The following is a 14,024-nucleotide window of genomic DNA, read 5'->3' as shown; positions in this document are numbered from 1 at the left end:
GTAAAAGCAAAAAAAAACTGTCTCAACTCACCATAGCGTTCAGACAGTTATTACCCCTTTTTTATGATTTTATCTTATAGTATATCTAATTTTATAAAGTTTAAATAATAATACATTTCACTGTTCATATACTAAACAACAAACTCACAAAAAACCCTACCCTATTTTTACATTTTTTTAAAAACAATTTCTCAATAAAAAATAAACATCTCTAAATCAATGAAATATTTCATGTTTTTTGTTTAAAAAAATCTATTCTTTAAATAATAGACGAATACAAATAATATAGAAAACAAAAATTAAAGGTTACTACATTTACAGAAGATTTACTTAAAAACTCAAAAAAATACGTTTAAAAAAGTAGTTGATTTTTTACCCTTACAGTATCAATAATGCCATATTTTATCTCAACTTTTTTACGTCCCCAGGCTTTAGCAGCTTTAACATCCTTCCCCATGTAGATGTCAATTTTATTCCGCCAACGATAATGCATTTTATCTTTTACAAGATAAGTACCAACAAGCCCTTCAATTTTTACAGGTGTATTATGTGTTAACCCCTTTTTAACTAAATCTCTTGAAACGGCTATATAAGGCATTCCTGGTTTTAAACTATCTCCCCAAGCTGTAATATGTGGATTTCCATCGGTTTGAGCTACTGTTGAATTATAAGCTGTAGCAGTAACTTCAATAGTTTTCCAAATAAAAGGATCTTCAACTGTGTTTTTACATCCAACTAAGAAGGCCACAATTAGAAAAACGAAAATCTTTTTTAACATAATATTCTATTCAACAGTAAATTATACAAATGAAAAATACTAAAAAAATCTTAACGAAAAAAAATATGGCTTTCAGTACTAATCTTTCAATCTTAAATAGATTTAAAGTTCAATCATATTATTATACTAGAATAGCTGTAGTTTAAGATGCAAAAACTTCAGTAAATTCTATATCCAAAGCTTTTTGAATACTATGAATTTGCTGTAATTCATTTGGCAAAATTAATGCTATCGAAACGCCTTTTTTTCCAGCTCTGGCTGTTCTACCACTTCTATGAGTGTAATACTCTAATTGTTCAGGTAATTGGTGGTGAATTACAAAAGCTAAATTATTAACATCAATTCCACGTGCAGATACATCTGTTGAAATTAGTACTTGTACACTTTTATTTTTAAAAGCTCTCATTACTTTATCTCGATCTCTTTGTTGCATATCACCTTCAAGAGCTCCAACTGAAAACCCTTCCTGCTTTAAAATATGAGTAAGATTTTGTGTACCTGCTTTAGTCCTACAAAAAATAATTCCTCTATCTTCAGGTTTATTTTCTAAGATCTGAATTAAAACATCTGTTTTTTTCTTAATGCTAGTAATTATATATTGATGACTAATATTGGCATTTACTAAATTATTTTCATTTACAGCTATTTTTATAGCTTTAGGCGACATGTATTTTTTTACAATACTTTTTATATCGTCAGGCATTGTTGCAGAAAACAACCAAGTATTTCGGTTGCCACTTGTATATTTTAATATGGTATTTAAATCTTGTTTAAACCCCATACTCAACATTTCATCAGCCTCGTCTAACACTAATGTTTTAATATTTTTTAAGTCAATAGCTCCCCGTTCTATAAAATCTATTAATCTGCCAGGAGTAGCAACAACAATATGTGTTGTTCTTTGTATTCTTTTTAATTGAATATCAATTTTTTCACCTCCATAAATTCCTTCTGAAAATATTTTTTCAGAATGGTATTTAGTAAACCTAAATAATTGCTTCTGAATTTGTTGAACCAATTCTCGTGTAGGTGCTAATATTAATGCTTGAATACTAGTTTTAGAAGTGTCTATAGCTTCTAATATTGGCAATCCATAGGCAGCGGTTTTACCTGTACCAGTTTGAGCCAACCCTATAAAATCTGTATGAGAATTTAAAAGAACTGGAATTACTTTTTCTTGAATTTCTGTAGGAACAGTTATTCCTAATTCTTTTAAAGATTTTATATAAGATGATTGAATACCTAAATTAGAAAACGTTGACATATAATGAATGTAATTTTTTGCAAAAGTACGCTTAATAATACAACTGAATTAAAAAATACTAAAAATACCCCCTTTACAGATAAAATCTTTTTAATATAAACTATAATAAAGGTAAGTCTTTAAGATTTATTTCACTAAAATTACCATATGTAGTATATACTCTCGCAACAGATACTTGGTAAAATAATTTATGGAATTGCTTATCCTTTATTGGCTTTTTTCAATTGTTTTTTAATTTTTTCTATAGCTGATTCAATTGATTTTTCAGGTTCTATAACATTATAAGCCCCCCAAAACTCAGGATCTGAAAAGCCTGATGCTTCATCACTAATAACTACAGATTTTTTGAGCTTTTCTCTATTCTTCAATTTTTCATTATTCAGATTAAATTTCCAATCTGTTATAGCCATTTCACTAGTTAATGAATAATTAGAAGCAAACCATTTACCTTTACGTTTTACTTTAAAGGTCAATTGAACATTAGCGTAACCGTAATACCATTTCCCATTTTTTTCGCGATAATCAACTCGATAAGCTGCATTTGTAGGGTAAACCGTAATATTATTAGGTTTTTTTCGAACAAATAAGTTACTCGTCAACTCCTTATTTTCTACATTTAAATTATAAATGGCACTTTTTAAAGCTAATGTTTTAGAATCGATAAATAATTTCCCATAATACAACGGCTCTACTATTGAATTGATCTGCTCAAAATAAACTACATAAACTGGTTTTCCATTAATAGTTGTAGAAGGTTCAAAACTAAATCTGTATAAATTAATCAAATCTTTATTAAAAATATACTCTGGATATTTCATTAAATCAATATATAATGGATTATAAGGACCGCCTTGTAACTTAAGAGCCACAGTATCTAACTTGCTATAATCTGTACTTTTTCTAGCTTTAAACAATTCAATATTGTCGTTTTTGGGAGAGGTGTAAGGTTGTTTATAAACATTTACTATTGCTTCTGCCAGCGATGCATTTTTACGTCCTTTTTTTATGGTTTCTCTATAAAAAGCCGTCATTAAAACTGGTTGATTCACATTATTTTCACCCTTTCTTTTTAAGGTTGTCTTCACTAATTCTTTAGCATCTGCAGGAAGTACTAAATTTATTTCACTTAATTGAATTATAGAATTAATAAGCTCTATTCTATTGTCTTTTTGTTTTAACTGACTGACAGAAATTTCTTTGGTATCATACCCTATGTAGGAAATAATTACCACAGCATCATTTATAGATTTAGGTACTTTTAATAAAAACTGACCATCAGAGTTGGTAATTGTGCTAATATTGGTAGTTTTAACCGTTAATGATGCAAAAACCAAAGCATTTCCTGATTCACTATCTACCACAATACCACTATACTCAATATATTCGTCATTTATATCTTCCTGTAAAATAGACAATGCAAAAACTGTGTTAGAACATAAAAAAAGTATAACACAAACTAAGGGGAATAAAGCCCCCTTCAGATTATTAGAAATAGTTAGATTGCCCATAATCAAAAGTCTTAAATTATGGTACCTAAGATACTAAAAAAAATACAATAAAGTTTTAAATATTAAATATTTAACGTATTAAAAAGAGGTCTAAATAGCTTAGCTTAAACCATATTCAACATTTTTTGAGTAGCTTTAATTGCAGAAACAGTCTGATCAGAATCTAATCCTCTTGTTTTAAAAGTTTTATCGTCAATTTGCCAACGTATAACTGTTTCACAAAGAGCATCAGAACTAGAACCTGGAGGAATTCTTACAGCATAATCTGTAAGCTTAGGCAGAATAAGTCCTTTATGCTTATAAACTTTACGCAATGCATTCATAAATGCATCAAATTGACCATCTCCTTGTGCATGTTCTTCAAAGAGTTCTCCATCAATTTTTACAGCAACTGTAGTAGAAGGTTTTAATCCTTTAGAATGTGTTAACACATAAGATTCTATAGTAATTCGTTCTTCATAAATATTACTGTCTAAAACATCTGAAATAATATAAGGCAAATCTTCTTTGGTAACCACTTCTTTTTTATCACCCAATTCAATTATGCGTTGCGTAACTTTTAAAACATCTTCATCATTTAATTGCAAGCCCAGTTCTTGAAGATTCTTTTGAATATTAGCTTTACCCGATGTTTTTCCTAAAGCATATTTTCTTTTTCTCCCAAATCTTTCTGGCAACAAATCATTAAAGTAAAGATTCTTTTTGCTATCTCCATCAGCATGAATACCAGCAGTTTGCGTGAACACATTGTCTCCTAAAATAGGTTTGTTGACAGGAATTCTAAATCCTGAAAACGTTTCTACAAGTTTACTTACTTTAAATAAAGCTTTTTCATTAACGTTTATTTTTACCTCTGGTAAAAAATCATTTATAACCGCTACAACACTAGCCAACGGAGCATTCCCTGCTCTTTCACCCATTCCGTTAATGGTAAGATGCAAACCATCAACCCCTGCCTTTACTGCTTCTAATGCATTTGAAACACCTAAATCATAATCATTATGAGCATGAAAATCGATATGCATTTTCGGATATTTACCTCGTATATCAGATAAAAACTCAAACGATTCTTCTGGAGATAAAACTCCTAATGTATCTGGTAATAATACTCGCTCTATAGCCTGTGTTTCAAGAAAATCTAAAAATTGATATACATACTCTTGAGAATTACGCATACCATTACTCCAATCTTCTAAATATACATTGGTTTGTATCCCTTCGTTTTCAGCAAGTTTTATTACTTTTTGGATTTCAGAAAAGTGTTGTTCTGGAGTCTTTTTTAGTTGATATGTTAAATGATTTAAAGAGCCTTTTGTGAGTAAGTTTTGGACTTTGGCTCCTGTATCTTTCATCCATTTAACAGACAAACCATTATCAACAAAAGACAATACCTCAACTTTATCTAAATAACCTTTCTTGGTTGCCCATTCAGTAATGCCTTTTACCGCTTTAAATTCTCCTTCAGAAACTCTTGTTGATGCAATTTCAATACGATCAACCTTCAATTCTTCTAATAATAATTGAGCAATAGTCAGTTTTTCAGTTGCTGAAAATGATACACCACTTGTTTGTTCACCATCTCTTAGAGTGGTGTCCATGATTTCGATTTTACGTTTACTCATAAAAGTATACATTGAAAAGAGCTCTCTCTATGCCTAAAGAAAGCTCTTCTCTAGGGTTTATTATTAGTTATATTAAATTTAAACTACAGACAAAGTGCTATTATTAAAAATTAAAAAGGACGTGATTTTACAAATTCTTGAATTTCTCCTTTTATATTTTGTAGATAATCAATATCATCAAAACCATTTAACATATTTTCTTTTTTATAAGAATTAATTTCAAACGATTCAGATTTCCCTGTACTCATTAACGTTACAGTTTGGTTTGGCAGATCTACTTTTATTTCCGTTTTAGGGTTATCGTAAATTGCTTCAAAAATTTCTTGTAAAAATTCTTCACTTACTTGTACTGGCAATACCCCAACATTTAAACAGTTATTTTTAAAAATATCTGCAAAAAAACTAGAGATAACACATCTAAAACCGAAATCATAAACGGCCCATGCCGCATGTTCTCTAGAAGAACCTGAACCAAAATTTCTTCCTCCAACTAATATTTTACCACTGTATTTAGAATCATTTAAAGGAAAATCCATTTTAGGAGTATCGTCTGCATTATATCTCCAATCTCTAAAAAGATTATCTCCAAATCCTTTTCTTTCAGTAGCTTTTAAAAAACGTGCAGGTATTATTTGATCTGTATCCACATTTTCTATTGGTAGTGGATATGCTGATGTTTGTAGTATATTAAATTTATCGTATGCCATTGTTAGACTTTCTATTATGTTTTTATTATTTTTTTTATGATGCCATCAACTCTCTTGGGTCTGTTACTTTACCAGTTACTGCAGCTGCAGCTGCTACTAATGGACTCGCCAACAGTGTGCGTGAACCTGGCCCCTGTCTTCCTTCAAAATTTCTATTTGATGTACTTACTGCATATTTTCCTGCAGGAACTTTATCATCATTCATTGCTAAACATGCTGAACATCCTGGTTCTCTCAATTGAAAACCTGAATCAGTTAAAATGTCTAAAATTCCTTCTTCTTTTATTTGTGCTTCTACTTTGTGTGATCCTGGAACTAACCATGCAGTAACATGATCTGCTTTTTTTCTTCCTTTTACTATAGAAGCAAACGCTCTAAAATCTTCAATTCTACCATTTGTACAACTTCCAACAAATACAAAATCTATGGTTTTTCCAATCATAGAATCTCCTTCATCATATCCCATATAATTTAAGGATTTTTCATACGTAGCTTTACCTCCTTTTATAGCATCTGCTTTAGGGATACTTTGAGAAATTCCAATACCCATACCAGGATTGGTACCATAAGTTATCATTGGCTCTATATCTGCTGCATTAAAAGTATATTCTTGATCAAAAGTAGCTCCTTCATCTGTCTTTAAGGTTTTCCAATATTCCATTGCTTTATCCCAATCGGATCCTTTTGGAGTAAATTTTCTTCCTTCAATATAATCAAATGTCTTTTGGTCTGGAGCTATCATTCCTCCTCTGGCTCCCATCTCTATACTTAAATTACAAACAGTCATTCTACCTTCCATAGACATTTCTTCAAAAACATTACCAGCATATTCTACAAAATAACCAGTAGCACCTGAAGTTGAAAGTTGAGAAATAATATACAATGCTACATCTTTAGGAGTAACGGCTTTATTTAATTTCCCTTCAATATTAATTCGCATCTTTTTTGGTTTGGGCTGCATAATACACTGTGTAGAAAGTACCATTTCTACTTCTGAAGTACCAATACCAAATGCAATAGCCCCAAAAGCACCATGTGTTGAGGTATGAGAATCTCCACAAACTATAGTTGCTCCAGGAAGTGTAATTCCATTTTCTGGCCCTACAACATGAACAATCCCGTTGTTTTCATGCCCTAATCCCCAATGAATAATACCATGTTCAGCAGAGTTTTCTTCTAAAGCTTTTAGCTGATTTGCAGAAAGAGGATCTTTAACCGGCAAATGTTGATTTATAGTTGGCGTATTATGGTCAGCCGTTGCAAATGTACGTTGCGGCTCCATAACTTTAATACCTCTATTCTTTAATCCTAAAAAAGCAACAGGACTTGTAACTTCATGAATTAAATGTCTGTCTATAAATAAAACATCTGGTCCTCCTTCAATTTTGCGTACTACATGGGCGTCCCAAACTTTGTCAAATAAAGTATTACTCATAATCAATCTTATTTTTTTGATTTTTAAAAAATGATTGCGAATATATAATTTTATAAAATAATGCTAAATTATTTTTGAGTTAGGATTACGATGTTCAACATGAAGTAGATTGGAAATATAAGATTAAAAAAAAGATTATTATTGACTATTTATAGTTTTGAATAACACTTTTTAATTGATATTAAAATAGCATTTTATCATTTATAATTTCAAAAAATATCTTATCCAAAAATTTAACAAATACCCAACGAAACCATTTTTTTTACATCGTGATAGGTCAAAGTAGCTTTTATACATTGCTTTAACTCTTTTACAGGAATTGTATCATCCAATTGAAAAACAATAGCTCGTTTTCCTTCAAATTGAAATGTATCTTTAAAAACAATTTTAAACGTTTCTACCAATCTACTGGTACATTTAAAATATAAGGCATATTGATGTGGTGTCTTTGTTTTCCAGTCCATACGCAAGGTGCTACCTTTTAGGGTAATAAAACTAGGCTCACCCCATTTTAAAGTTTCTTCTATACTAGTAATCCCCTGAATCTCAGATGCGGTTTCCATCACTAATTCACGTAAATAAAACATCTTATCTCTAACAAAATCAGGATAATTATCGTAAACTTCTTTTACAAAAGAATTAGTTATTATTTCCACTTTTTACTTGCTAATTGAGTACTCTTGAGTTTATTTTACTCACATTAATCGTTTTTAGTTCCCTGAAGAAGGTGAAATCATAATATGAGCCCCAGCAGTACCCGGAAACATCAACCAAGGATGACCAGGAGCATTTGGTTTTAAAGACAACCCTGTAGTTTCTTGTGTAGCAAATGGTGTATAAACTACATATCTATAATGTGTATTTATATTGGTTCCTGTTTCTGGGTCATACCCCCCTTTTTCACCTTGTAAAACATGTAAAGTTGAAGGATTTTTAGGCATTTGCAACTTGCCTTCTTTGGCTTCCATTTCCCTAATTTCTCTTACCTCTTTTGTTCCTTTACCTTCTGCTTTTAATTCCCTTCCTCTGGCCATAAAAGGCTCTAGATCACCATGATAGGCTACTACTTGAAATCCACTTTTATTTGGGTTATCTGCAATACATATCATAGTATTAGTACCTTCTCTAAGAGTTATAAAATTACCTTCATCATCATAACCATAAACTTTGGCTCCATCTCTTGTTTCTGGAGGTGCAGCCAAAACAGCTGAAGCTATTTGTTGTTCTGGTGTTAATTTTTGATTCGGAATAACTTCTTTAACCTCCTCTTTTTGATCTACTATGGTTTCATTTACTTCAATTACTTCTTTTTTAGATTTTGTTTTATTACAAGAAATTAAAACTAATGTAGAAAAAACAACAAGTAAAATATTTTTAGAAAGTATCATTTGAATATATTTTTTTTATAATTAATTAAAAATCAAATATTTAATAACTATATTTTAAATCAAATATTTAAAATATATTATTTTTAAATTTCATAATTGAAATATTTTCATTCAAATATAAATAATTATATATATTTTTATGGTTTCAATCGTATTTAACTCAATTTATTATGAAAAAAATTCTTTTTTTAATAGTTCTTTTAGCACTTTCTTCTTGTAATATGAATAAAAAAACCGAAATTACTGATACTCAAACTGATTCAATTAGCACTAACAAAACAGAAAAAGACACCTTAGATTTTGTTACTAAAGCAAAACAAATTCATGAGCGTGTAATTACTGTAGACACTCATGTAGATATTAATGTTGCTAATTTTACTAAAGAAAAAAATTACACACAACGATTAGAAACTCAGGTAAATTTGCCTAAAATGGAAGAAGGAGGACTAGATGTGGCATGGTTTATTGTGTATACAGGTCAAAAAGAATTAAATACTGCTGGTTATAAAAAAGCTTATGCAAATGCTATGGCTAAATTTGAAGCTATTCATAGATTAACCGAAGAGATTGCTCCTGATAAAATTGAGTTGGCACTTACTTCTGATGATGTACGAAGAATTAGTTCAGCAGGTAAAAAAGTTGCCATGATTGGCGTAGAAAATGGTTATCCTATTGGAACAGATATTACTAATGTAAAAAAGTTTTATGATTTAGGTGCAAGATATATGTCATTAGCCCATAATGGACATAGTCAACTTGCAGATTCTAATACTGGTGAAAAAGATAATGTATGGTTGCATAATGGACTAAGTGAGTTAGGTAAAGAAGTTATTGCTGAAATGAATAAATATGGTATGATGATTGATTTATCTCATCCATCTATTGAAGCCAACAAACAAGCAATTGAATTATCTAAAGCTCCAGTAATTGCTTCACATTCTTCTGCCAGAGCAGTTTGCGATCACAGTAGAAATTTAACTGATGAACTATTGAAAATGATAAAAGAAAAAAATGGTGTAGTTCAAACTGTTGCTTTTAAATCCTATACAAAAAAAGAAAATTCAGAAACCGCCAACGTATCAGATTTTGTTGATCACATAGATTATATGGTCGATTTAATAGGAATTGATCATGTTGGAATAGCTTCTGATTTTGACGGAGGTGGTGGTTTAATTGATTGGTCAGATGCTTCAGAAACATTTAGCGTAACATTAGAACTTGTTAAACGCGGTTATACAGAAGAGCAAATTACTAAACTTTGGGGAGGCAATCTACTACGTGTGCTAGACGATGTACAAAAAGTTGCTAATGAAATTCAACAATCTTAAATACAATTTGCATCTGCTAGGTAAAACGTCATTTACATAATAATTTATAGATTTTTAAACAATAAATAGTTTAAGAATATCGTCATCAATGCGTTTTGGTTTTTCTGTTTTAACATCAATTAAAGCCCAAGTTGTTTTGCATTTTACTAATAATTCCTCATCTTTATAAATTCTGAACATTCTGTTTGACCGTGCTCCTTTTGCATCTTCAATCCAAGTATAAACAGTAATAGTATCATTTACAAAAGCTTGTTTTAAGTAGTCTATTTCATGTCTTAGAACAAACCACATTACTTCGGTTCTAATTTTTTCAGAAGCCAATTTTTTCCAGTGCATAGAAGCAACTTTCTGTGTCCATTTTAAATAAGAAACATTATTAACATGCCCTAAACTATCTATGTCTTCTGAAGTTACTTTAAAAGAATAGTGAAACGAAACTTTATTTTCAGGTATTTTAGTATCATTCATAAATTAATATTTGATAGGACTAAAATACAATTTAAATATATTACAATAGTATTAGTTGTTTCATTTTCTTTAGTTTTGTCTTTTGGTATTAATTCTCTAAAACACCCTTAATAATGAACAATTATTTTACCTGGTTTTATGATATTTTAATTAATGAAGGTTTTTCTGAAAAAACATCGAGTTATATAAATGTATTGATAAATTCAGTTATTTTAACCATTATTCTTTTAGTATTAGATTACATTTTTAAAAAGGTAATTATAAGGTCTTTTAGAATTTTTACTATTAAAACAAAAACCACTTATGATGATTTTTTGGTTCAAAGTAATTTTCCAAAATATGTAGCTCACATCATCCCTTTTATTCTTTTAAGAAAATTTATTCCTCTTCTACTGGCAGACTTCGAATTATGGAAATCATATTTAATAAAAATTACTGATGTTTATCTAATTTTTTTAATAATTTGGATTTTTAGAAGTGTTATTAGAACCACAAAAGAATATTTAAAACAAAAAGAATATTTTAAAGACAAACCGTTAGACAGTTACGCTCAAGTATTTGTAATTTTTTTATGGTTTGTTGGTGCAATATTTATATTCTCTGAACTTACAGGTAAAAGTATTACCACATTCTTAGCTACTTTTGGAGCAACTTCTGCAATTTTATTATTAGTTTTTAGAGATTCTATATTAGGTTTTGTAGCAAGTATACAAGTTTCTATTAATGATATGGTACGTATTGGTGATTGGATAACTATGGAAAAATATGGTGCAGATGGTAATGTTGTAGAAATTACTTTAGCTACCGTAAAAGTTTCAAATTGGGATATGACCATTACTACAATACCAACTTATGCTTTAATTTCAGATTCCTTTAGAAACTGGAGAGGCATGCAAGAAAGTGGAGGTAGAAGAATTAAACGAGCTTTTATAATTAAAACAAATAGTATAAAGTTTTTAACAGAAGAAGATTTAAAAAGATTTTCAAAAATTCAAATTCTCTCTGACTATATCACTCATAGACAAACAGATATTGATAAGTACAATAAAGAACTGAATTTTGATAGATCTATTATTGTCAATGGTAGAAATCAAACAAATCTTGGTTTATTTAGAAAATATTGCGACTTATATTTAAATAATCATCCTGCAATTAATAAAGATATGATGATTATGACCCGTCATCTTGAGCCTACTTCTAAAGGAATTCCTTTAGAAATTTATACATTTTCTAAAGATAAACGTTGGATAAACTACGAACATATTATTGCTGATATTTTTGAACATTTAATAGCAACTGTTCCTTATTTTGATTTAGAATTATTTCAAGAACCTAGCTCTAAAGACATTGAAGCGTTAAACGCTAAACTAAGTTAAATTTTTCTTGGCCAATCGATCTTGAACATATTCTATTTTAGTTTTACCATGTGGACAAGGCTTTCCTTCACTATCAAGGTTAGCCATAAGAATATTGGAAATGGTTAAAATAATTTCTTGGGTCATTATATTTCGCACTTCACATGCCAGTGTTAGTGAAGCCATTCCAAATTTTACAACCTCTATTCCAATTTCAATAATGTCTCCTTCTTTGGCTGAGCTTTTAAAATCTACTTGAGATATACGTTTGGTAACAACTCTATTATTTTCTAATTGAATGATTGTATATAAAGCTGCTTCTTCATCTATCCATGACAACAATCTTCCGCCAAATAAAGTACCATTTGGATTTAAATCTTCTGGTTTTACCCATTTTCTTGTGTGAAATTTCATATTAGAATATTGTATTGAATAAAAAATCAAGTTTTAGTATGTACAAATTACCCCAACTCTTTGCTTAAATTTATAATAAAATAGTATTATAGATAAAGAATATAGTTAACAAATAATCCTATAATAATACAAATAGAAAAACTCATTAAAGTACCTATTAACACATATTCAGTTTGTTTTCGAGCTCCTTTAGTCTCACTAAATCGCAAAATAGACTTTGCTCCAATCAAAAAACCGATTGCAGCAAAATTATTAATCAAAATAAAGGTGAGCACCAAAATTCTCTCAAATATACCAATATAGCGTCCTGCCTTTTTTAAACTATTTTGAGTTCCTTCTTTAAGAATTTCTTGTTGCCAACGCTCGGTAGCCTTACCAATAATAAATCCTACAGGAAAAATAACAATAAGATAAGCTATTAATATAGCCAATGTATTTGTTGACGAAAAAAACAAAGCAATTACAGGCAATACCATTGAAAAACCATCAATTAAATACAACCATGCAAGACAAACTATTATAAGATGTAACACTTGATCAATTACAAAATATTTTAAATCATCTTTCTTTTGATGTAATTTCCATAAATCTATTATAAAATGAGTAATTATAATAACTATTGGAACTAAAAACTGATTCCATTCTTGCAAAAATAGATACGTAAGCACTCCTGCTAATACACTATGCACATACAAATACCCTGATTTAGCTTTGTAATTGCGTTTGTGCTTAACCATTTTGGTAGTTTGAAATACAAAATCAGTCAATACATGAGCTAATACTAATTGTAATAAGATTAAAATGTTGTCCATTATTTTATTTATCTATTTAGCTTTAAAGCCTGTAAAACTCCATTTAATAATAACCATACTAAGGCTACAACTGATTTTATTTAACTACCCTTTATACGTGCGTAATTTCCAATTGCCACTTTATAACGTTTTAACAACATGGCTACAGCATCCCAATTGGCAGCTTTTTTACGATGATTAACTGCAGATTGATTAATCCCTAATATTTTGGCAACCTCCGTTTCTTTTTTGCCTTTAAGTAAGTAATAAACAACTTCTGCGGAAGCTACACTCCATTTACTGGTAACACTATCTAGTAATGCAAAATGTACATTAAACTCTTCATTTAAATTTTCATCAGCTGTTTTTAATAATAACCGAGGATAATCCCCTTTCATTGTATCAAGTGTTTTGCCTGAAAACTGAAAAGCTTCTCCATTAGATTCTAAAATAGAATCTCTTTTTAAGTTAATATTTCCGATGCCAATGGCAATTCTAAAATCTGTTAATCCACTTATTTTTTTTCTATTAATGGGAATTTTATTTACTACAGTTTTAATAGTAAGTACTAAATCTAGTGCTAATGAAGAATCAAGCACTACACCTTGAAAACTATCTCCTCTAAATATTTTAAAATCCACATCATAAGTAGTTCTAAAATAATCAAATTCGTCATTTACAACATTTAATATTGCATCTAATTCTGATGGAGTATACTTTGTTGAATCTATTAAATCTCCTGTAATTACAGTTTTCATTTATTTAAAAATTATGCAACAATTTATAATTATTTATTTACAGTGTCTACATGTCATCTTTTCTAACGAATATAAAACACGAATAGACATACTACAAATATACTAAATATATTAGTCTACAGACTAATAACCACTAAATATTAGCCTGTAGACTAATAATTGATAAATATTAGCCTGTAGACTAATAAAATAAGAATTGTATTCTGTA

At 29.5% G+C, this 14,024-nt stretch carries 14 protein-coding genes; 2 read left to right on the top strand and 12 right to left on the bottom strand.

Going from position 1 to position 14,024, the window contains the following annotated elements; genetic code table 11:
* Window positions 1-352: 352 nt before the first annotated feature.
* The 8 genes from EGM88_RS12275 to EGM88_RS12240 all read right to left on the bottom strand — a co-directional run bounded on the left by EGM88_RS12275 (window position 353) and on the right by EGM88_RS12240 (window position 8,702).
* Complete coding sequence (locus EGM88_RS12275; protein ID WP_123898642.1) at window positions 353-778, bottom strand: 3D domain-containing protein; 426 nt, start codon at window positions 776-778, stop codon at window positions 353-355.
* A 142-nt stretch (window positions 779-920) separates the two neighbouring features.
* Window positions 921-2,042 (bottom strand): DEAD/DEAH box helicase, encoded by a 1,122-nt coding sequence (locus EGM88_RS12270; RefSeq protein WP_123898640.1) that lies wholly within the window; start codon window positions 2,040-2,042, stop codon window positions 921-923.
* 200 nt (window positions 2,043-2,242) lie between these two features.
* Window positions 2,243-3,550 carry a carboxypeptidase-like regulatory domain-containing protein gene (locus tag EGM88_RS12265; RefSeq protein ID WP_123898638.1) on the bottom strand — a complete coding sequence of 436 codons (1,308 nt, stop codon included), beginning with the start codon at window positions 3,548-3,550 and terminating at the stop codon, window positions 2,243-2,245.
* 104 nt (window positions 3,551-3,654) lie between these two features.
* Window positions 3,655-5,172: an alpha-isopropylmalate synthase regulatory domain-containing protein gene (locus EGM88_RS12260; protein WP_123898637.1), complete on the bottom strand. Its 1,518-nt coding sequence runs from the start codon at window positions 5,170-5,172 to the stop codon at window positions 3,655-3,657.
* A 110-nt stretch (window positions 5,173-5,282) separates the two neighbouring features.
* Window positions 5,283-5,879: a 3-isopropylmalate dehydratase small subunit gene (leuD, locus tag EGM88_RS12255; RefSeq protein ID WP_123898635.1), complete on the bottom strand. Its 597-nt coding sequence runs from the start codon at window positions 5,877-5,879 to the stop codon at window positions 5,283-5,285.
* Window positions 5,880-5,913: 34 nt separating this feature from the next.
* Complete coding sequence (gene leuC / locus EGM88_RS12250) at window positions 5,914-7,314, bottom strand: 3-isopropylmalate dehydratase large subunit (protein WP_123898633.1); 1,401 nt, start codon at window positions 7,312-7,314, stop codon at window positions 5,914-5,916.
* A 233-nt stretch (window positions 7,315-7,547) separates the two neighbouring features.
* Window positions 7,548-7,970 (bottom strand): DUF1801 domain-containing protein, encoded by a 423-nt coding sequence (locus tag EGM88_RS12245; RefSeq protein WP_238988437.1) that lies wholly within the window; start codon window positions 7,968-7,970, stop codon window positions 7,548-7,550.
* A 54-nt stretch (window positions 7,971-8,024) separates the two neighbouring features.
* Window positions 8,025-8,702, bottom strand: coding sequence for a hypothetical protein (locus tag EGM88_RS12240; protein ID WP_203229465.1), 678 nt, complete (start codon window positions 8,700-8,702; stop codon window positions 8,025-8,027).
* Between the two features lie 170 nt (window positions 8,703-8,872).
* On the opposite strand from EGM88_RS12240, the gene EGM88_RS12235 reads away from it, so the two are divergent.
* Window positions 8,873-10,030 (top strand): dipeptidase, encoded by a 1,158-nt coding sequence (locus EGM88_RS12235; RefSeq protein ID WP_123898631.1) that lies wholly within the window; start codon window positions 8,873-8,875, stop codon window positions 10,028-10,030.
* Window positions 10,031-10,084: 54 nt separating this feature from the next.
* On the opposite strand, the gene EGM88_RS12230 is transcribed toward EGM88_RS12235, so the two are convergent.
* Entirely contained in the window at window positions 10,085-10,498 is a 414-nt protein-coding gene (locus EGM88_RS12230) for an acyl-CoA thioesterase (protein ID WP_123898629.1), read from the bottom strand.
* Between the two features lie 113 nt (window positions 10,499-10,611).
* On the opposite strand from EGM88_RS12230, the gene EGM88_RS12225 reads away from it, so the two are divergent.
* Window positions 10,612-11,874 (top strand): mechanosensitive ion channel family protein, encoded by a 1,263-nt coding sequence (locus EGM88_RS12225; protein ID WP_123898627.1) that lies wholly within the window; start codon window positions 10,612-10,614, stop codon window positions 11,872-11,874.
* On the opposite strand, the gene EGM88_RS12220 is transcribed toward EGM88_RS12225, so the two are convergent.
* The 3 genes from EGM88_RS12220 to EGM88_RS12210 all read right to left on the bottom strand — a co-directional run bounded on the left by EGM88_RS12220 (window position 11,866) and on the right by EGM88_RS12210 (window position 13,816).
* Window positions 11,866-12,267, bottom strand: coding sequence for an acyl-CoA thioesterase (locus tag EGM88_RS12220; RefSeq protein ID WP_123898626.1), 402 nt, complete (start codon window positions 12,265-12,267; stop codon window positions 11,866-11,868). The genes EGM88_RS12225 and EGM88_RS12220 overlap by 9 nt on opposite strands.
* A gap of 86 nt (window positions 12,268-12,353) precedes the next feature.
* The gene (locus EGM88_RS12215; protein ID WP_123898624.1) at window positions 12,354-13,079 is read right to left on the bottom strand and encodes a DUF3307 domain-containing protein; all 726 of its coding nucleotides are present in this window, start codon (window positions 13,077-13,079) and stop codon (window positions 12,354-12,356) included.
* Between the two features lie 80 nt (window positions 13,080-13,159).
* A complete protein-coding gene (locus EGM88_RS12210) occupies window positions 13,160-13,816 on the bottom strand; it encodes a SatD family protein (protein ID WP_123898622.1) in 657 nt (218 codons plus the stop codon).
* Window positions 13,817-14,024: the final 208 nt, after the last annotated feature.

Source organism: Aureibaculum marinum (assembly GCF_003813905.1).
GTDB classification, from domain to species: domain Bacteria; phylum Bacteroidota; class Bacteroidia; order Flavobacteriales; family Flavobacteriaceae; genus Aureibaculum; species Aureibaculum marinum.
Note: the sequence above shows the minus strand (reverse complement) of the source record. Positions and strands in the feature narration are given on the sequence as shown.

Bases quoted from the DNA above. Each gene is read 5' to 3' on its own strand.
- EGM88_RS12230 (WP_123898629.1), bottom strand. From the start codon at position 10,498: ATGAATGATACTAAAATACCTGAAAATAAAGTTTCGTTTCACTATTCT.
- EGM88_RS12220 (WP_123898626.1), bottom strand. From the start codon at position 12,267: ATGAAATTTCACACAAGAAAATGGGTAAAACCAGAAGATTTAAATCCA.
- EGM88_RS12275 (WP_123898642.1), bottom strand. From the start codon at position 778: ATGTTAAAAAAGATTTTCGTTTTTCTAATTGTGGCCTTCTTAGTTGGA.
- EGM88_RS12270 (WP_123898640.1), bottom strand. From the start codon at position 2,042: ATGTCAACGTTTTCTAATTTAGGTATTCAATCATCTTATATAAAATCT.
- EGM88_RS12215 (WP_123898624.1), bottom strand. From the start codon at position 13,079: ATGGACAACATTTTAATCTTATTACAATTAGTATTAGCTCATGTATTG.
- leuD (WP_123898635.1), bottom strand. From the start codon at position 5,879: ATGGCATACGATAAATTTAATATACTACAAACATCAGCATATCCACTA.
- EGM88_RS12225 (WP_123898627.1), top strand. From the start codon at position 10,612: ATGAACAATTATTTTACCTGGTTTTATGATATTTTAATTAATGAAGGT.
- leuC (WP_123898633.1), bottom strand. From the start codon at position 7,314: ATGAGTAATACTTTATTTGACAAAGTTTGGGACGCCCATGTAGTACGC.
- EGM88_RS12235 (WP_123898631.1), top strand. From the start codon at position 8,873: ATGAAAAAAATTCTTTTTTTAATAGTTCTTTTAGCACTTTCTTCTTGT.
- EGM88_RS12210 (WP_123898622.1), bottom strand. From the start codon at position 13,816: ATGAAAACTGTAATTACAGGAGATTTAATAGATTCAACAAAGTATACT.
- EGM88_RS12260 (WP_123898637.1), bottom strand. From the start codon at position 5,172: ATGAGTAAACGTAAAATCGAAATCATGGACACCACTCTAAGAGATGGT.
- EGM88_RS12265 (WP_123898638.1), bottom strand. From the start codon at position 3,550: ATGGGCAATCTAACTATTTCTAATAATCTGAAGGGGGCTTTATTCCCC.
- EGM88_RS12240 (WP_203229465.1), bottom strand. From the start codon at position 8,702: ATGATACTTTCTAAAAATATTTTACTTGTTGTTTTTTCTACATTAGTT.